Source organism: Agrilactobacillus composti DSM 18527 = JCM 14202, assembly GCF_001436375.1.
In the GTDB taxonomy this organism is placed as follows: domain Bacteria; phylum Bacillota; class Bacilli; order Lactobacillales; family Lactobacillaceae; genus Agrilactobacillus; species Agrilactobacillus composti.
In genome coordinates this window covers 76,260-95,062 of the sequence record NZ_AZGA01000016.1, presented here as the reverse complement: position 1 = coordinate 95,062, position 18,803 = coordinate 76,260, and the positions used below count along the sequence as shown (strand labels likewise).

18 protein-coding genes are annotated in these 18,803 nt (G+C 42.1%); all 18 read left to right on the top strand.

What is annotated here, in order from left to right; genetic code table 11:
- The first annotated feature begins 23 nt into the window (after positions 1-23).
- Positions 24-287, top strand: a complete 264-nt coding sequence (locus FC83_RS04660; RefSeq protein WP_035453216.1) for a hypothetical protein — start codon at positions 24-26, stop codon at positions 285-287.
- A 523-nt stretch (positions 288-810) separates the two neighbouring features.
- Positions 811-1,512 (top strand): helix-turn-helix domain-containing protein, encoded by a 702-nt coding sequence (locus FC83_RS04655; protein WP_035453219.1) that lies wholly within the window; start codon positions 811-813, stop codon positions 1,510-1,512.
- 189 nt (positions 1,513-1,701) lie between these two features.
- Positions 1,702-2,799 carry an efflux RND transporter periplasmic adaptor subunit gene (locus FC83_RS04650; protein WP_035453222.1) on the top strand — a complete coding sequence of 366 codons (1,098 nt, stop codon included), beginning with the start codon at positions 1,702-1,704 and terminating at the stop codon, positions 2,797-2,799.
- Complete coding sequence (locus FC83_RS04645) at positions 2,789-3,475, top strand: ABC transporter ATP-binding protein (RefSeq protein WP_035453225.1); 687 nt, start codon at positions 2,789-2,791, stop codon at positions 3,473-3,475. The genes FC83_RS04650 and FC83_RS04645 overlap by 11 nt, the downstream gene beginning before the upstream one ends.
- Positions 3,472-4,701: an ABC transporter permease gene (locus FC83_RS04640; protein WP_035453227.1), complete on the top strand. Its 1,230-nt coding sequence runs from the start codon at positions 3,472-3,474 to the stop codon at positions 4,699-4,701. Before FC83_RS04645 ends, FC83_RS04640 begins: the two co-directional genes overlap by 4 nt.
- Before the next feature lie 20 nt (positions 4,702-4,721).
- Positions 4,722-5,297, top strand: coding sequence for a hypothetical protein (locus FC83_RS04635; protein WP_035453229.1), 576 nt, complete (start codon positions 4,722-4,724; stop codon positions 5,295-5,297).
- Between the two features lie 127 nt (positions 5,298-5,424).
- Complete coding sequence (locus FC83_RS04630) at positions 5,425-6,525, top strand: YibE/F family protein (protein WP_057002453.1); 1,101 nt, start codon at positions 5,425-5,427, stop codon at positions 6,523-6,525.
- Entirely contained in the window at positions 6,509-7,273 is a 765-nt protein-coding gene (locus tag FC83_RS04625; protein WP_057002452.1) for a YibE/F family protein, read from the top strand. The genes FC83_RS04630 and FC83_RS04625 overlap by 17 nt, the downstream gene beginning before the upstream one ends.
- Positions 7,274-7,294: 21 nt before the next feature.
- On the top strand, positions 7,295-7,966 hold the full coding sequence (locus tag FC83_RS04620) for a type 1 glutamine amidotransferase (protein WP_052004689.1): 672 nt from the start codon (positions 7,295-7,297) through the stop codon (positions 7,964-7,966).
- Positions 7,967-8,008: 42 nt separating this feature from the next.
- Positions 8,009-9,031 carry a matrixin family metalloprotease gene (locus FC83_RS04615; RefSeq protein ID WP_035453232.1) on the top strand — a complete coding sequence of 341 codons (1,023 nt, stop codon included), beginning with the start codon at positions 8,009-8,011 and terminating at the stop codon, positions 9,029-9,031.
- Positions 9,032-9,098: 67 nt separating this feature from the next.
- Positions 9,099-9,728, top strand: coding sequence for an NAD(P)-dependent oxidoreductase (locus FC83_RS04610; RefSeq protein ID WP_035453235.1), 630 nt, complete (start codon positions 9,099-9,101; stop codon positions 9,726-9,728).
- 41 nt (positions 9,729-9,769) lie between these two features.
- A complete protein-coding gene (locus tag FC83_RS04605) occupies positions 9,770-10,210 on the top strand; it encodes a CopY/TcrY family copper transport repressor (RefSeq protein WP_035453238.1) in 441 nt (146 codons plus the stop codon).
- A 267-nt stretch (positions 10,211-10,477) separates the two neighbouring features.
- Entirely contained in the window at positions 10,478-12,532 is a 2,055-nt protein-coding gene (locus tag FC83_RS04600; RefSeq protein ID WP_420805620.1) for a heavy metal translocating P-type ATPase, read from the top strand.
- Between the two features lie 117 nt (positions 12,533-12,649).
- The gene (locus FC83_RS04595; RefSeq protein WP_057002451.1) at positions 12,650-15,169 is read left to right on the top strand and encodes a heavy metal translocating P-type ATPase; all 2,520 of its coding nucleotides are present in this window, start codon (positions 12,650-12,652) and stop codon (positions 15,167-15,169) included.
- A gap of 19 nt (positions 15,170-15,188) precedes the next feature.
- Entirely contained in the window at positions 15,189-15,401 is a 213-nt protein-coding gene (locus tag FC83_RS04590) for a heavy-metal-associated domain-containing protein (RefSeq protein ID WP_035453243.1), read from the top strand.
- A 175-nt stretch (positions 15,402-15,576) separates the two neighbouring features.
- Positions 15,577-16,503, top strand: coding sequence for an ABC transporter ATP-binding protein (locus FC83_RS04585; RefSeq protein WP_035453246.1), 927 nt, complete (start codon positions 15,577-15,579; stop codon positions 16,501-16,503).
- Positions 16,500-18,113, top strand: coding sequence for an ABC transporter permease (locus FC83_RS04580; protein ID WP_035453248.1), 1,614 nt, complete (start codon positions 16,500-16,502; stop codon positions 18,111-18,113). The genes FC83_RS04585 and FC83_RS04580 overlap by 4 nt, the downstream gene beginning before the upstream one ends.
- Before the next feature lie 11 nt (positions 18,114-18,124).
- Entirely contained in the window at positions 18,125-18,775 is a 651-nt protein-coding gene (locus tag FC83_RS04575; RefSeq protein WP_035453251.1) for a TetR/AcrR family transcriptional regulator, read from the top strand.
- The last annotated feature ends 28 nt before the right edge of the window (positions 18,776-18,803 follow it).

The window sequence follows — 18,803 nt, the reverse complement described above, 5'->3', positions numbered from 1 at the left end:
TAGAAGTTTAAGGAGGTGTTTGCTTGAAAGCTTGGTTAGGCTCCGTGGGTTATAAGAGCGGTTTAACGTTCAATGACTCCAAGGTCGCAGCTGAAAAGGCTCTGCGGACTGATCTCAGTGCTAATATTCAAGATACGAATGAACATGAAGACTTCTCCATCAAGCACGTCGCATTTTTAGATGGTATGGAATCTGATAAACCAACTGCTATTCGCGCAGAATTAATGTTACACGATACATTAACTGAGACGGTCAAAGAGTTAGAAATTAGCGCTGGCCACAAATAGAATTGATATGGATCCGGTCTAAAGATTTGAATGCTCAAATCTTTAGACCGGTTTTTATTTACTCTAAGACATAAAATCGTGGAATGGTACACAGTGCCAAAAAAATTATGGTGACCACCAAAAACTTATTCAAAAATCGAACTAAAAAGATGCTGAAACACTGGTGTGGCAACAAGATTATTATATTTAATGTTATTTAATTTTGGTTATTAACAGCAAGGCCATGGTAAATTCATAATTAAGAGTTATGATAAAATTATTTCCCCGAAAATACTAAATATTTCCAGGAATTTATTGGTATTTTACTAAAGCTGATGTATAATGACTTCCGGGTAATGTTAAGTAAATTTATTTTAAATTTAAGTTTTGTAAGATTTATTAGTTCATTTTTAGAAAAACCCGTTTTGAGTGGATTTTTTTCGGTTCAATTTGGTATAATAATAATTGGTAGAAATGAAAAAACACTTCGCATTGTCAGTAATCGTCAGTAAATAAATCTGTTATTAAGGTTGTGGTTAGTATTATGGATTTAACAATTGAACAAAACACTTATTACCAAAATTTGGTTGAATTTATCAGTATGATTCAAGGTAAAAATAGTGATGTCGTTTTATCTAATTTATCTGAACATGATTTTCCAATCGAGTTTATTCGGAATGGCAGTATTTTAGATGCCAGAAAAAAGGACAGTACACCAGACTTTGTGAAAATACGGATTGATCAGGCAACAGCAACACCTAACAAACAGTATCACGAACAGTTCAACTTGAAACATAAGACATTGAACATTTCTGTTGTTATTTTTGAAGCCGCAGATACACCCAAGGTAGCCTTAAGCATCATTACGGATGTGACACCGTTTATCACCGCTTTGCGGGCCAATGCTAATCTGGCTAAGTTGTATCAATTGAATACAGATGCCATTGATAATCTCAGCAGTGATATTTCCATGGCAAGACGTGGGCAAGCAGACTCAGATTTAAGCTTTTCAGAAAAAATTCACGAAATGGTTCGTGAAAAAATCGATCAAATTGTTTTAAGTTATGGCATTGATCAGGAAAACTTTAAAGCTCAAGATCGACGTAATATTGTGTCTCAGTTATTAGATGAGGGTGTCTTCAATATGAAGTACTCGGTGATTGATGTGGCAAAGGCCTTAGAGGTTTCTGAACCAACGATTTACCGGTACATTCAAGAGCTTAAAGGTGGTAAATCCGCGTTTTAATCAGTTGATTTAAACTAGGGGTAGGTTCTCCAATTGGTGAATCTGCCTTTTATTGTGTCGTCAAAAGCAGCTTAAATGTTTTTTTAAGATATTGGAAAAATTCTGAAAAATGTATGACAAATAGCTGTGAATACGGTACTCTTATTGAAAGAGAATTTATTTTAGTCGTTAATATGTGGAGGATACATTATGAAGTCTGTTTTTAAGAAACGTGGCGTTATTATTGGCTTGGTCGTTGTTGTTGTTATCATTATTGCCGTGATCGGCGTGGTAACGGCCCGGAACAATGCCAATTCAACTGAGTACAAGGTAACAACGGTCAAAAAAGATTCACCATTATTATTAAAAGGGCAAATTGCAGCGGATAATACCGTTGATGTCACTGCACCATCTGCCGGAACAAGTACCTTAGAAAGCATCAATGTTCAAGATGGTCAACACGTCACGCAAAATCAAACATTGATGACTTTTCATGACAGTAGTGCAGAAAACCAAGTTTATGAGGCCCAACAGAGTTTGGCCAAGGCCAATTTAGCAGTTTCCCAAGATCAAGCTAATCTGTCCCAAGCTCAAAGTCAATCAACTGCTGAAGGTGGGGCGGCTGCAGTTCGTCAAGCTCAAAATCAATTATCCCAAGACCAATTGGCCGTATCGCAAGCGCAACAGCAAATTAATAATTTGCAAAGTAAAGTTACAACGACTGTTCGTGCCAGTATTTCAGGGACTGTTTCTTTAAATTACAATACGACTTCTGCCACAGGACTACCAAGTATGCAAATCATCAGTGATGGTCAAATTATTAACGGGACGGTTTCTGAATATGATTATAGCAAGATCCAGGCACAAGATGCAGTGAAGGTCTTGCCGATCAGTTCTGATGACAAACTAGATGGGACTATTGTATCAATTGCCACAACACCGCAAAATAGTGGTGTATCTGGCCAAATCAGTACTTTAGGCAGTACTGGCGCAGCAGCATCTTCTAGCACTGTCTCCAATTATAAATTTACTGTACGCATCAACCGCAAATTAATTAACGGCTTTAATGTTCAAATCAAGGTACCTCAAGATACGATTCGCTTATCCGACAGTGCCGTTGTTAAAACTGGTAACAAGTACTATGTTTATCGGGTCATTAAAAACAAGGCAGTTAAAACACAAGTCCGGGTACATCAAGACAATGGCATCTATTTCTTAGACAGCGGTTTAAGTGTTAAAGATAAGATTGTTGCTAATCCGGATAAGGCGCTCAAATCTGGTCAGGAGGTTAGTGCCAGTGCTAATTAATCTGAAAAATGTGAATAAGTACTACCAAAATGGCGCCAATAAATTTCACGTTTTGAAGAATATCAATTTGCAGATCAATGCAGGGGAGTTTGTCTCAATCATGGGCCCCTCTGGCGCTGGTAAAACTTCTTTAATCAACGTGTTAGGTTTTATTGATCACCAGTTTGAAGGCACGTACGAGTTTGATGGCCAGGTATATGAGACTAGCGATGATGCGACACTTTCACGATTACGTAATCAAAGCGTGGGCTTTGTTTTCCAAAATTTTAAGTTGATTACCAATAACACCATTTTAGAGAATGTTGAATTACCGTTATTATATGGTGGCATGTCTAAAAAAGAAGCTAAGCCAATTGTTGAAAAAGCTTTGGAACGTGTTGGCTTACCTAATAGTGCGAATAAAATCCCCAATGAACTATCCGGTGGTCAGCAACAACGGGTGGCCATTGCTCGAGCAATTGTGCATCAACCGAAGTTCATTTTAGCCGATGAACCCACGGGTGCCTTGGATTCTAAGACGGCCGCGGATATTATGGCGATTTTTAAGGAATTAAACGAAGCTGAACATACCACGATTTTAGTGGTTACCCATGATAAGCACGTGGCTGAATATGGTCAACGCCTAGTCCAAATATTTGATGGGGCAATTACCGATGATAAGCAGGTGAAATCATGAGAATTCAAGAGATTTGGCAAACTTCGATCCGTTCGATTTTTAAAAATAAACGCCGTAGTATTTTAACCATGTTGGGGATCGTCATTGGGATTGCAGCCGTGGTAACTATCTTGGCAATCGGACATGGGTTTTCCAAGTGGACCACTAGCCAATTGACGAATAATGCCAGCGGGGATACCCAAGGCTCAATTTCGTTTAGTGCCAGCAATGGACAAGATGATAGTGATGTGATTTCAAACATAGGTTTTAATGATTCCGATGTCCTTTTAGCTGAAGGCGTAACTGGTGTTAAAAAAGCTAAAATTGAAAGTAATGCAGATCAAACTATCTTTTCGCAAACCTATAATTTTAATGGCAAGATGCAAAATGAATATATTGGCCTTGTTGCCAAAGATGGCTCAGAAGTTAAGTACGGCCGAGCCTTGAGACCTAGTGATAATCAAATGGGGTTGACGGTAGCGGTGATCGATAACGATGTTGCCACAAATGTCTTTGGTACAGCAAAAGCTGCTTTAGGTCGAGGGATTGATGTTGGTGGTGAATTGTATGAAGTCGTCGGGGTGCGGGCCCCGTCTAACTTCTCATTTACTATCAGTGTGTCTGACAGTGATGCTTATAACTATGCCAATATTCAAGTGCCAAAAAAAGCTTACCAAGCTTATAACCGTTCGGCCACGACTTCCAGTAATCTGATGAATGTGACTGTGGCTAAGGGTGAGAAAACATCTAAGGTTTTAAACAACGTCGTGAAAGCTCTAAAAGCTTCTGGGACACAACGTAATAGTGGGAAATATACCGCCAATGATCCTTCTGAGGCCACCGATGCCATTGGGAATGTCTTGGGGAATATTACCACCTTTGTGGCCTGTGTTGCAGGTATTTCCCTGTTCATTGCCGGTGTGGGCGTGATGAACATGATGTATATTTCTGTAGCCGAGCGGACTTCTGAAATCGGGATTCGCCGGGCAATGGGGGCAACCCAAGGCAATATTCGATTACAGTTCTTGCTAGAAAGTGCCACGTTGACTATTATTGGTGGCTTGATTGGCTATATTCTTGGGGTTATTGCTGCGGCCTTAGTGGGCTTAGCATTACCATTCCCAATCAGCATTGATTTGAGCTCCTTCATATTGGCCTTTGGGGTATCGACGCTAGTAGGAGTTGTCTTTGGGGTAATGCCAGCGTCCAGTGCTGCTAAAAAAGATTTGATCGATATTATTCGTTAAACCTTAGGGAGGTAGTTAACATGAAAAAGTGGCTAGCAAAAGCCAGTGCTGCGGATACAAGAACGGCATTGATTATTTATTACTTAGTGGGATTATTAAATGCTTACTTTGTCGTATTCTTGTTCCCGCCCAAGCTTGTTCAAGATGTCGTTCAAAAAGCCACTGTGAGTGGTGGCCCTTCACCTGAGAACTTGATTAAAATCACTTCTGCAGTTTCTAGTATTGTTGGCTTAGTTGCCAGCTTGTTCGTCATGGTGTACTTATACTTCTTGTTGTATTACATCGTGTTATCTTTGACTAAAACAACTGCAGTGAAGGCTACTAATAAACTAGTTAAGCGGGGTTTTTATATTAGCTATGCTATTTCTGGCATAGTGAGTTCCTTGTTTATGATCGTCACAACGCTGATTAACCAAGAAACGCTTGTTTCCAAGCCGATTGTTATTGCTAGTAGTGTCATTACAATAGTAATTACCTATAGCTTGATTTATGGGTTTATCAAGTATTTAGCCAAACAACCTAAACAAGCCATTTGGGTTGCTGGTGTTGGGGCAGCGTTACATGTTATTTATGTCATCGGGGCCCAGGTACTTTAATATCAATTTTTTTGAAAATGTCTACTTTCGGGTAGGCTTTTTTCGTTCTTAAGCCACTGATATTGCCGTAAGTTGAAGTGATGCGTTATAATAGATTAACTCATTTTCCAATGAAAGAAGTCACTTAATGAAGTACAAAACAGTTTTTCAGGTTATCATACTTGTTATTGTTAGCTTTGCTGCTATCTTATTTACCCGTCATGATGCTTTTTTATACCACGATACCGTGGCGCAGGTACAAGCTACCAAGATCTTACACAAGACGCGCAGTGAAGATGATTTAAAAAATATTGATTATTCCACCACGCAAAGCGTCAAGTTGAAGCTGCTGAACACTGCTCAAAAGGGCAAAGTCGTTGAAGTTCATAATACATACACCGATTCCCAAGCGGTGGATCAAAACTATCGACCCGGCCAGCAGGTGTTGATCAGTGGGGCGAACAAGCAAAGTAAGAACATTGTAATTCAGGGCTTAAAGCGAGACACTTTTATCGTAATTTTAATATGTGCCACCATCAGTTTAATTTTGATAATTGTGCACCGTCGCGGTTTCATGGCGATTTTAAGTTTGGTTGCAAACGTCTTGCTATTCATTTTGGCCATTCAAATCGAACTGTTGCATAATGGCAAAAATATTATTCCTATTTTTGCCATGTTGGTTGTCTTATTTACAGTTTGTACCATTGCTTTAATTTTTGGCCTGAGCCAAGAGACTTTGATTGCCTCTATCGCTACAATTGTCAGTACCTTTGCAAGTTTTGGCCTGTTTATTTTAGCGTTATATTTAACAGGAGAAAAGGGCATTCATTATGAGGCGGTAGAATATGCTGTCCAAGGTCCCAAAAATATTTTTTTAGCCCAAGTGATGATTGGTGTATTGGGGGCTATCATGGATGAATCTACGGATATCACCTCAGCTATGTATCAATTGAAACAAGAAAACGCTGATTTTAAGTTCTTACGTATTTTTAAATCAGGTTTGAATATGGGCAAACAAATCATCGGGCCCTTAATTAGCATTTTATTTTTGATTTTTATGGCAGATACGATCCCCATGGCCGTGCTTTATTTAAGAAATGGGAATAGTATTGCGCAAACTTTTAATTGGACAATTTATCTGGGTGTGGTGCAATCTCTTGTCAGTGCCATTGGTATTGTTCTGGCTGTGCCATTAACCAGTGCTTTAGCCGGTCACTTATTAGGGGGTAGCCATGGGCGTCATAACTAGTTTAGCGTTAGTTTTATTGGTATTATTGATTTTAGTCACGGGTAAAGATACCTTTAGTATCTTTGGGGGCTTGATTTTAAACTTTATTTTAATTTTTATGGTGATTATTTTAATTAGTCTAGGTACTTCACCGTTGCTGACAGCTTTCATTTTTGGACTGATCATTTTGGCATTGATTATCTTTTTCAGCCCAGTAGATTTAAAAACGGGGTTAGTAGCTTACCTAGTATCCGTGAGTGTTGTCTTAGTTTTAGTAGCGCTGGTGGTCCCCATTCAACACTTTGGCCAGCTCCAAGGTTTTGGCAATGAATCTAACGAAGAATTGGGTGGCTTTTCATTACTCATTGGTATTTCTTTTCAATCCATTAGCAGTGCCGCAATTTTACTAAGTGCGCTAGGGGCGATTGCGGAAGCTAGCATTGCCATGGCTAGTGCTTTGAAAGAATTGATTGAACAAACACCTGATCTTGACCGGCGTGATTTGTATCGCGATGGCGTGGAGATTGGGGGTAAAATCATGGGAACAGCTTATAATACGCTGTTTTTCGGATTCTTTGGCGGATATTTGGCCCTATTCATCTGGTTCATAGAATTGAAGTATTCGCCATCATTGTTGATCAATGATAAACTGTTCATTGCTGAAGCAGCCTCGGTATTGGTTTCAATGATCGCGGTGACCTTAACTGTACCGTTGACAACATTTTTGATGGTCCATTGGCAACAAAAATTTCAAATTAGTTCGAAATAAATAAGGCGGTGTATGAGATAAATGATTATCGATGCAGTTTTACATGTACCCCATGAAACATTGGGACAATTCGCAACAGTAATTGATAGTTTTGGGGATACCATTCGTTACCATAAAATCTGGGAAGACCAAACACAATTAAAAACGTTGAATGCTGACGAGATTGATTTTTTGATTGTGATGGGCGGCCCAAACAGTGTGAATGATGACACACCCTGGTTAGCTGATGAACGGCAATTAATTAAGGCCGTCCAAGCTAAAGGTGGGCGTGTACTGGGTATTTGTCTAGGTGCGCAGCAAATCGCCAAAGCTTTTGGGGGCAAGGTCGCACCTATGCGCCATAAAGAATTAGGCTGGTTTCCAGTAGAAGCCACCGTGGACGACCTGCCAAGTGGGACAGTTTTTCACTGGCATGGTGAAAAAATTGAGTTGCCAGATTTATCTGATCAGATTTACACCAACAGCCATTGCCCTGCCCAAGGTTTTCGTCTGGGCGCAAAGGTTTATGGTTTACAATTCCATCCAGAAATGACAACGACAACTTTAACGCAGTTGTTGGCGGCAGATAAGGCTTATTTAGAGGCTCCCGGTGAAATGGTTCAAAGTTTAGCAAGTATTGAAAAATTTGATATTAGCAACAGCAATGGTGCTCGTATCACGAAAATGGTCTACGAATCTTTGCGCCGCAGTTAATGACTTACAAAGGACGGGCAATCGCCCCAAAGGACGAGAAATATGCGCATATTAAGTCGTTTAATGAAACTATTAGCGTCGTTAGTGGTGATTGGCTTAATGGCCGTCTCTATACCACGACTTTATCATAAATATACGGATTACATGCAACAACAAAAAATATTCTCCCAAGTTCAAAAAGCGGAGAATCAAGTCACTAATAAAGCGGCACCCAGTGGTTGGCAGTCTTTAAACAGCTGGTGGTTGGTGGGCCAAAACGGCACGCTAACTTATAATGCTGCTCATTTGAATGCCCATGATCAGCAGCTTGTTAATGACGCTGCTTATTGGTGGAACCAATTAGCTGGGCAAAAAATAATTGTACCGCAGACAAATTTACAAGCTACAGCAGATGTTTACCTGGCATACGTCAATGATCCTTATCTAAGCTTTTCAGGTCTAACGGGGACTAATCATGTGCTATTATTAAATCAGGCTAGTTATAAACAAGCTGAAAATAGCAATGATACGTTAAATGTCTTGATTCATGAACTGGGTCATGCGTTGGGTTTGGCCCATGCACCACAATCTTATAACGACGTTATGTCCCCAAGCCAAATCGTTACAGGCGTTGCCAAGCAACCATCTACTTATGACCGTGAGGCGTTACGGGCGAGCTTTGATCGCATGGCTTCGGCGTTGCATCAAAATATGAACCCCGACAGTTATATGCAAGTGGCGGCACAAACACCTTATCCAGATCTCAATCGAATCGACGACATGGTGTATAACGCCAGAGATGGGCTGGCGTCAAGTTTGGCGTCCACCATCAGCAATGTTGGCAATAAGGCAACCACCCAAACCCAAAAGGATCTGGTGGCAACGGCTAAGACTAACTTGAAAGCCATTCAAAATAATCAAGATGCCACTGACACGCAAGTTATGCAGGCTCGGAGCAGTTTAAAGCAGCTTGTTGAAAGTTTTCAATTACAGGCTTATTATCCATTGGCCTATCCTGAGGCCCATACAAACGTTGACTCAGATAAAATTCAAGATTTTTTTGAGGAGATTCAGAAGCATTCTTGACAGACAATGGTAAAATAATTGAGATAATTAAATTATGTAAATTAAAACAGTTTTCTAGGAGGTCATTATGCTTAAAGTAGGAATTATTGGAGCTAATGGTAAGGCTGGTGCTTTAATTGCTAAGGCCGCAGTGGTACGCGATATGGCCGTTACAGCGATCGTACGCCATACCACTGATGGGGATTCAGCATATGAAGTACTGCAAAAAGATTTATTTGACTTAACGCAAACTGATATTCAAGCTTTTGATGTGGTGGTCAATGCCACCGCGTTTTTTGCGGATCCTGAAAAGTTTAAAACTTCCCAAGCACATATGATCGATATCTTAAAAGATAGTGGCGTTTATTATATGGTTGTCGGTGGTGCCGGTAGTTTGTATATGGACGACACACGCACGACGCAGCTTAAAGATACTAAGGATTTTCCCGATGCTTTTAAACCTGTCGCTGAGAATATGGCAGCGGGTCTTGATTTATTAAAGGCTAGTTCAGGTTTTGACTGGACTTACGTATCACCAGCAAGTGATTTCACACCTATGGGTGGTTTGACAGGTCGTTATGAAATTAACGGGGATATTTTTACCCCTGATGAAGACGGTAAAAGCTTCTTGAGCTATAAAGATTTTGCGCAAGCATTTGTAACTGTGATGACCCAGCCTAAGTATCGCAATAAGCAAATTAGTTTACATCACGTCTAATTTGCGTTATAAACAGGCCATTGAGTAAGTAGGTGATAAAAATGCAAGTACAAACACAAATTGAGATATCAGATGCAGAATGGGAAGTCATGCGGGTAGTTTGGACCTTAGGCGCCACCACCAGTCATGTTCTGATTCGTGTATTAAACGAAAAGATGGGTTGGAAAGCAGGCACCGTTAAAACGCTGCTCGGTCGTTTGGTGAAGAAGGGCGCTTTAGTGCCCGAAAAACAAGGGCGGGCCTTTTTATACAAACCGCAAGTTGAAGAACAAGTGGCTATTGATAATGCGACAACTTCACTTTTCCATCATCTGTGTCAAATGCGCCGAGGAAAAGCTGTGAGCAACTTACTGGATGACTTGACGTTGAGTCAAACAGATATCCAGCGACTACAGGCCCAATTAGCAGAAAAATTAAAGACCGCTCCAGAAATGGTTCCCTGTGACTGTTTACCAGCGGATTTTGATGGGCATTGTGACTAATCAATAATTTGAAGGTCGGACAGCAAAACTGCTGACGACCTTTTTAATTTGCTTTTTTACGTTTACAGTTGTAGACTTTAAATAGAGTTAACGTTTCGAAGTTGTTTTGAGGAGGGTGCCGGAATGAAAAATATGGAACATAAAGATAATCATGATGCATCACAAAAAGATATGAAGAACATGAAAGACATGAAAGATATGCCAGGTATGGACCATGATACTGATGACCACGGCCATATGAATCATGACCATATGAGCCATGAACACATGGACCACCAAATGGATATGGGTCATGATAATCATCAGATGGCTATGGGAGACATGGATCACCAGGACATGATGATGCATGGTGGTCACATGATGCACATGGGCAATCTGAAGCAAAAGTTTTGGGTTTCAATCATTTTAACCATACCCATTTTACTGATGACTTCCATGATGGGTATGACCAAGCCACTGCTGGTTTTTCCCGGTAGTACCTGGGTCGTGGCTTTAATTGGGATTATCTTATTTATTTACGGCGGTCAGCCCTTCTTCAGCGGAGCAAAAGGGGAACTGCAAGCCAAAAAACCGGCAATGATGACCTTAATTACCATGGGTATCAGTGTGGCATTCATCTACAGTATTTATGCGGTAGTGGCCAATAATCTTTTGGCCAATCAACCCCACGTCATGGATTTCTTTTGGGAATTAGCAACTCTAATTGACATTATGCTGCTAGGCCACTGGGTTGAAATGAATGCCATTACCAGTGCCGGCTCAGCTTTAAATGACTTAGCCAAGTTACTGCCTAGTATGGCCCATAAATTAGATCCTCAAACCGGTGCTGTCACGGATGTTGCCTTAACTGAGATTCAAAATGACGATATTGTCCTGGTCAAGGCTGGTGAAAAAATCCCTGCTGATGGTCAAGTTACCAAAGGGGAAACCGCTGTAAACGAGGCCATGGTCACTGGTGAAGCTAAGCAAGTGCCTAAGGCTGTTAACGATAAAGTTGTGGGCGGGTCAGTGAACGGCACTGGGACCTTTGAGATGCAAGTTACCGGCACTGGGGCCAATAGTTTCTTAGCCCAAGTAATGCAATTGGTACAAAGCGCCCAACAAGAAAAATCGGCTCAAGAAAACTTAGCTGATAAAGTGGCTGGTTGGTTATTCTATGCCGCCTTAACCGTCGGAATCATCGCCTTTGTCATTTGGTATGTGAATTCTGGGTTAACCACCGCTTTGCCGATCACCGTTACTGTTTTAATCATTGCCTGCCCGCATGCCTTAGGGTTAGCCGTGCCTTTAGTTGTGGCACGCAGTACATCGATTGCGGCTAAAAATGGGCTCTTGATTCGCAATCGTAACGCCTTAGAGCAGGTTAAAGACTTGCGGTATGCCTTGATGGATAAGACAGGGACATTGACAGAAGGAAACTTTATCGTTCATGAATATGACAGTTTAACTACCGATTTAACCGCTGCGCAAGCATTAGCACTTTTTGCTGGCTTAGAAGCCAGTTCCTCACATCCCTTAGCCCAAGGTATTTTAACAGCGGCCCAACATGAAAAAATTAAGATCCCTGCTGCCACCAATGTGGCGCAAATTACCGGCGTTGGCTTAAAAGGTGACATTGACGGAACAGCCTATGAGATTGTTTCCATGGCGCAATTGGAGAAATTACAGTTAACTTATGACCAAGCTAAATTCCAAACCTTGGCCAGTGCGGGTAATTCAATTAGTTTCTTAATCGCCAAACAAGAACTATTAGGCTATGTGGCTCAGGGCGATACGGTTAAACCACAAGCGCAACAATTTATTGCCGCCTTAAAAGCCCAACACATTACACCTGTCATGCTCACGGGGGATAATTTACAAACTGCTCAAAAAGTTGCAACGACTTTAGGAATTGATCAAATTCACGCCAAATTATTACCTCAAGATAAAGCAAAGTTAGTGCGCCAATTCCAACAAAAGGGCAAAGTATTAATGATTGGTGACGGGATCAATGATGCGCCCAGCTTGGCACAAGCCGATGTGGGGATCGCCATTGGTGGCGGGACTGACCTGGCTATTGAATCAGCCGATGTGGTCCTAGTCAAAAGTAATCCTAATGATGTCACAGCATTCTTACAACTGGCTAAACAAACAACGCGGAAGATGACGGAAAATCTTTGGTGGGGGGCCGGTTATAATATTATTGCCTTACCATTAGCAGCCGGCGTCTTAGCACCGATTGGTTTTATCCTAAGTCCGATGGTGGGGGCATTACTCATGTCCATGAGTACAGTGATTGTCGCCTTAAATGCTTTAACCTTGAAATTGGGCCGTCTAGATTAGGGTTTTGACCAATCTTTCAAGAAAAGGTTTACATGCGTAAACTATAGTGGTATTTTAAAGCTATTGATAATTTAAATTTTAGAAGAACGACCAAATAGATTGAAAAGAGGATTAATTATGACGCAGTGTCGATTTGCCATTGATGGCATGATGTGTGCTAGCTGTGCCCAGACCGTGGAAAAAGCGACCCAGGGTGTTGCTGGTGTTAAGGAAGCCAATGTGAATTTAACCGCCGAACAAATGCAGGTGGATTTCGACCCTGAAGTAACCCCTGTTAGCGATATTGAAGCAGCCGTGAAAGCTGCGGGTTATGGGGCAACTGCCATGGCCACGACCGCTCATTTTGACATCGAAGGTATGATGTGCGCCAGCTGTGCGCAGACGGTGGAAAAAGCCGTTAAGAATTTACAAGGGACGCTAGCTGTGGATGTTAATTTGGCCGCCGAAGAGATGCGGGTGGTCTTTGATAATTTCAGTTTGGATGTGGCCAATATTGAAGCTGCAGTCAAAGACGCTGGTTATGGGGCCCATGAACAAAATGCGGCGGGAGATGAAGCGGCTACTGATGTGGCTGCTAAGGCCGAAGCCCGCAAGCAAAATGCGGTCCAGTCTTTAAAAATTCGTTTTATCTGGTCAGCTATTTTAACTATCCCCTTGTTATACGTCTCTATGGGCCACATGTTAGGGGCATGGCTGCCTGATTTTCTGATGCCGATGACCCATCCCACCACGTTTGCCATTGTGCAATTGCTGCTGGCCATTCCGGTCATGGTTTTAAACCGAGCTTATTATCAAGTTGGGTTTAAAACCCTTTTGAAGGGCCATCCCAATATGGACAGCTTAGTAGCCGTGGGCACCACAGCGGCATTCTTATATAGTTTGGTGAACACTTATTTCATTATGTTTCAAGGTGCGGCTTTTCATGATCAGCTTTATTATGAAGCAGCTGTCACAATTTTGACCTTGATTACGTTAGGGCGTTACTTTGAATTGAAAGCCAAATATAAAACTGGCTCTGCTATTACCGCGCTAATGGATCTTGCACCTAAAACAGCTTTGGTTCAAGTCGGCGAAGATTTTGTGGAAACACCGGTTAAAGATATTCAAGTCAGCGACTTGATCATGATCAAACCCGGCGCCAGCATTCCTGTAGATGGTACGGTGATTTCTGGAACCAGTAGTGTGGACGAAGCCATGCTTACCGGTGAAAGTATGCCGGTCACTAAACGGGCTAAAGCGCCAGTGATTGGTGGGACCATTAACCAGACAGGTCAATTGATTATGCAAGCTGACAAAGTTGGCAGTCATACTGCCTTGGCACAAATTATCAACTTAGTTCGAGACGCTCAAGCCACTAAAGCACCAATTGCGCGCTTAGCGGATAAAATTGCCGGGATATTTGTACCTACAATTATGGTCATTGCCACGTTATCTGCCTTAGCTTGGTTAATCAGTGGGCAATCCTTAAGCTTTGTTTTGACGATTTTTGTTTCGGTATTGGTCATTGCTTGTCCTTGTGCCTTAGGCTTAGCGACACCAACTGCTATTATGGTGGGCACCGGTCGTGGTGCAGCCAACGGTATTCTAGTAAAAAATGGTGCAGCTTTGGAGAGTGCCAGTCAGTTAAACACCGTGGTTTTTGATAAAACGGGGACATTAACTGAAGGTAAGCCAGTAGTAACTGATTGGTGGACCGCGCCTGGTTTTGAAGCCACTGAAGTTCAAACCCTAACAGCTAGTTTAGAAGCCAGTTCAGAACATCCCCTGGCTCAAGCTATTGTAGCTGATGCCAAGGCCAAAGACTTGAATTTGCAATCTGTAACGGCCTTTGACGCCAAACCTGGTTTTGGGATTCAAGGTAATGTTGATAAGCACATGCTGCATGTGGGCAATCGTAAGTTATTGACTGATTTAGACGTGACCGTCTCCAAAGCAGCTGAAGCTCAAGGCAACTTGGCCCAAGCAGGGAAGACGGTAATGTATGTTGTTCTTGACGGCCAATTAGCCGGCATCGTCGCAGTGGCTGATCAAGTGAAACCATCTAGCGCAGCGACGGTCGCTGAATTGCAAAAGATGGGCTTAAACGTTGTGATGCTCACCGGTGATAATGCGCAAACTGCCCAGGCTATTGCTAAACAATTGGGTGAAATCCAAGTCGTCAGTGATGTCTTACCAGAAGACAAAGTAGCCGTGATCAAAGACTTGCAAGCCCAAGGCCAAAAGGTTGGCATGGTTGGGGATGGCGTCAATGATGCCCCAGCACTTGCTCAAGCTGATATTGGTTTTGCAATTGGCAATGGGACTGATGTGGCGATTGAGTCCGCTGATGTGGTTTTAATGCATGAAGATTTAAGCTGCGTGCCCACAGCGATTGATTTGAGCAAACATACTATCAAGAATATTAAAGAAAACCTATTTTGGGCTTTTGCTTATAACATCTTAGGCATTCCTTTTGCCATGGGGTTGTTGTATCTATTAGGTGGACCTTTGTTAAATCCAATGATTGCCGGCTTAGCGATGAGCTTTAGTTCGGTATCAGTAGTCTTGAATGCTTTGCGCTTGCGGCGTTATCAGCCCAAGCAATTACAAGCGAATACGATTGAATCAAGTGAACCAGCTGGGTTAAACGCCCAATAAATTTAAAGGAGAGATTATTATGACCAAAAAAATAGTACATCTAGAAGGTATGAAATGTGACGGTTGTGCTGAAAACGTACATAAAGCTTTCAGCGCTTTAGATGGGGTTGAAAAAGTTTCTGTTAATTTGAAGAAACAAGAAGCCAAGATCACCGGTGATGTGGATGACGCTAGTTTTGCCACTGCTTTAACAGGGACACATTACAGCGTTGTGAATGTGGAAACCAAATAATTAACCATTAATTAATGGGAAAGACTGAATTCAAGGCATTTATTTGGATTCAGTTTTTTTATTTTTAAAAATGACCCGATGGTTATTGACTTACTGGTCATTCAGATTATAATGGGGGTGAATTTAAGAATTGTATCTGATTTGAACAAAGTCAATACCTTTGGGAGGTAGCAAGATGCAACAGACAAATATGATTGAAATCAAGCATTTGCAAAAGAAATTTGGGAAATTTGAAGCTTTGAAAGATATCAATTTCGAATTAGGGACTGGGGAAGTTTTAGGCTTCATTGGGCCCAATGGGGCGGGTAAATCCACCACGATCCGCACGATTTTAGGTCTGATCAAGGCCAGCGCGGGTTCTGTCAGTGTGTTTGGCAAAGATGCCTGGACTGATGCCGTGGCGATTCATCGTCAATTGGCTTATGTACCGGGGGATGTGTATTTATGGCCCAACCTTACCGGTGGGCAAACTATTGATATGCTATTGCATATGTCCCAGCAAAAACACAGCCAACGTACTGATCAATTGATCAAAGCCTTTGCCTTAGATACGGGTAAGAAAAATCGGACATACTCTAAAGGAAATCGCCAAAAAGTAGCTTTGATTGCCGCCTTGTCCACCGATGTTCCCCTGTATATTTTTGATGAACCCACCTCTGGCTTAGATCCCTTAAATGAAGTCATCTTTCAAGAACAAGTCCACGCTTTAAAAGCGCAAGGTAAGAGTATTTTGTTGTCCAGTCATATTTTATCTGAAGTGGAAAAAATGGGGGATCGCATCGTGATCATTCGCGCTGGGGAGATTATTGAATCTGGTTCCTTAGACAGCATGCGCCACTTGACGCGCAGTCAAGTGAGTGTGGAAACCACTCAACCCCTAGCCCAACTGACCCAAATTGCCGGGGTGCATCAAGTGACCTTTGGCAATGCCACCCAGACCAAGGCGGAATTTGGGGCCGATACGGAGGCGTTGAATACGATCATGACTTATTTGGCCCAACAGCATATTGTGACCTTGAAAACAACGCCACCTACTTTGGAAGACATGTTTTTGCGTTACTATGACGCTAAAGATACCCAAAAGGCAGGTGTGGACTTATGAGTGTTTTTGCGCAAAGTTGGACCTTATTATGGCTCAATTTAAGAAAAGATTGGCTGAAGATACTGGTATGGTTGTTGGTATTGGCTGGCGTGTTTATTGCGGTGGCAGCGAAGTTTGAAAGTATTTATGGCACACCTGAACAAATTAAAACCATCAGTGATACCTTGATGACCCCGGCTATGGTTTCCTTGTTTGGGGTGACCCCCACTGGGGTTACTTTAAACACGGGGATCGTCTTTGCCTCGGAGATGATGGTTTTTTGGGCCATTTTAATGATTATCTTCAATTATTCCTTAGCGCTGGGGGCCAGCCGCATACCTGAAGAAAATGGGATTACTGAATTGGTCCGTGGGGGCTATCCTGTGGGGCGGTTAGCACCGCTAACGGCGGCTGCCTTGGAGCTAACGGTGGTCAATGGCCTGTTTACCATTATCACTGCCCTGGGGGTCAGTGCCACGGGCATGCCCGGGATAGATCCAGCGGGCAATTGGCTCTTTGCTTTGGTGTTAGGTTTAGTGGGTTGGGCTTTTGGTTTAATTGCCTTAATATTTGCTCAACTCGTAGCGGATAGCCGTACAGCCGGTATTTACAATTATTTGTTTTTTGGCATTGTTTACTTGATCCGGATGGTAACAGATATTAAAAACCCTGACTATACCTGGTGGTCACCCATGGGTTGGGTGGAAAAAGCCGAGATTTACACTTATAATCATTGGACGCCAGTTTGGTTATTCTTAATTTTAGGAATCGTGGCCTTTGGCATTGCTGCCCGGCTCAATGTTACCCGGGATTTAGGGGCTGGCTTGATTCATATTCGTTCCGGTAAAAAAACCAGCCACTTCTTGCGGGGGCCTTTGAGTTTACTCTGGCAATTGCACGGGGTCAGCAGCCTATTATGGCTGGTTGGTTTGTTTATATTCGGGGCAATGTATGGGGCTGTTTTCAACTCGATTGGTAAAATTGCCAATACCACACCAATGATTCAAAAACTGTTAGGTTCAGGTGGTCTGCAACATTTAGCCACACAACAGTTACTAAGTTTTGTTGGCATTCTTGGCATGATTTTTGCTTTAGTGGCCGTCTTGGGCGGTACCATGGTCTTAAATCATTTATTTAATGATGAACGTGCTGGTTATCTGGCTTTGATCCAAACCCGAGCCATTAGCCGAACAAAGCTGTTTTGGGCTTATACGCTTTATAGCTTGGTTTTCACGGCCATCTTGCTATGGGCTGGTCTAATGGGGACAATGGTGGCTGGTAATGCAGTTTTGACCCATACGTTGGCTTATCACTACTTTAATGATGTGTTTATCAGCATGGTAGCTGTGGCTTTGCTGTTTGTGGCTTTGAACGCCGCATTCATTGGCCTAGCGCCAAAGTTTCATGGTATTGTGTGGATCTGGTTAATGTTGAGCTTTTTCATCTCTTATTTCGGTAAGATCATGAATTTACCAGATTGGAGTCTGAACTTTTCGGCCTTTAATTGGTTGAACCAAGCACCGCTTCATGATCTAAACATGACTCATTTTATCAGCGTGCTACTAGTAGCCGTGGTTTTACTCATTGGGGGTTATATCGGCTATCAAAAACGGGATTTACAAGAAAGGTAGGGCAGGCACATATGGCCAAAAGACAAGCCTGGGATCCTGAAAAAGCTCAACGTATCTTGGATGCAGCTTTACAGGAATTTGCTGCTGCTGGCTACTACAAGGCCAGCACTCAGCATATTGCCGATCAAGCAGCGGTTTCAAAGGGATCGGTTTTCAGATACTTTGATAATAAAAAAACTTTGTATTTCAAAACGATTGATATGGCGATTGCCCGATTAAAATCCGTGGCTGATTTTAAAGTTTGGACAGATTCAGCCGATTTAGTCAGTATGATTTTACGAGCCACCCAATATAAAACGACGCTGTCCCATCAATATCCAGCCGAGTTCACCTTATTGCTGGCGGTTTACCGCGGTGATGCTACAATACCAAAGAAATTAGCCACAGCGGCCACAGCGATTTTTGATAAGTGGCAAGCGCAAAACGTAGCTGAATTGGTGGATCCAATTGTGGCTCGGCTGCATTTGCGCCAGGATATTTCTAAGTCCGTTTTAGAAAAGTTTGTGCAATTATACGTCCAACAAATGATGGCTTATACCCAGGATTATATGATGCATCATCCGGAAATCAAAACCATGGCGGATATGGGCCCAATTGTCAGTGAAATCAAGCAGTTCATGGATATGATGGAACATGGCATTGTGGCGCCTGAGTCAAATTAATTGTTTGAATATTTATAAATGATAAAAT

Coding starts and splice junctions, on each gene's coding strand:
- FC83_RS04655 (WP_035453219.1), top strand. CDS start 811: ATGGATTTAACAATTGAACAAAACACTTATTACCAAAATTTGGTTGAA.
- FC83_RS04650 (WP_035453222.1), top strand. CDS start 1,702: ATGAAGTCTGTTTTTAAGAAACGTGGCGTTATTATTGGCTTGGTCGTT.
- FC83_RS04640 (WP_035453227.1), top strand. CDS start 3,472: ATGAGAATTCAAGAGATTTGGCAAACTTCGATCCGTTCGATTTTTAAA.
- FC83_RS04635 (WP_035453229.1), top strand. CDS start 4,722: ATGAAAAAGTGGCTAGCAAAAGCCAGTGCTGCGGATACAAGAACGGCA.
- FC83_RS04630 (WP_057002453.1), top strand. CDS start 5,425: ATGAAGTACAAAACAGTTTTTCAGGTTATCATACTTGTTATTGTTAGC.
- FC83_RS04625 (WP_057002452.1), top strand. CDS start 6,509: ATGGGCGTCATAACTAGTTTAGCGTTAGTTTTATTGGTATTATTGATT.
- FC83_RS04620 (WP_052004689.1), top strand. CDS start 7,295: ATGATTATCGATGCAGTTTTACATGTACCCCATGAAACATTGGGACAA.
- FC83_RS04615 (WP_035453232.1), top strand. CDS start 8,009: ATGCGCATATTAAGTCGTTTAATGAAACTATTAGCGTCGTTAGTGGTG.
- FC83_RS04610 (WP_035453235.1), top strand. CDS start 9,099: ATGCTTAAAGTAGGAATTATTGGAGCTAATGGTAAGGCTGGTGCTTTA.
- FC83_RS04605 (WP_035453238.1), top strand. CDS start 9,770: ATGCAAGTACAAACACAAATTGAGATATCAGATGCAGAATGGGAAGTC.
- FC83_RS04600 (WP_420805620.1), top strand. CDS start 10,478: ATGGACCACCAAATGGATATGGGTCATGATAATCATCAGATGGCTATG.
- FC83_RS04595 (WP_057002451.1), top strand. CDS start 12,650: ATGACGCAGTGTCGATTTGCCATTGATGGCATGATGTGTGCTAGCTGT.
- FC83_RS04590 (WP_035453243.1), top strand. CDS start 15,189: ATGACCAAAAAAATAGTACATCTAGAAGGTATGAAATGTGACGGTTGT.
- FC83_RS04585 (WP_035453246.1), top strand. CDS start 15,577: ATGCAACAGACAAATATGATTGAAATCAAGCATTTGCAAAAGAAATTT.
- FC83_RS04580 (WP_035453248.1), top strand. CDS start 16,500: ATGAGTGTTTTTGCGCAAAGTTGGACCTTATTATGGCTCAATTTAAGA.
- FC83_RS04575 (WP_035453251.1), top strand. CDS start 18,125: ATGGCCAAAAGACAAGCCTGGGATCCTGAAAAAGCTCAACGTATCTTG.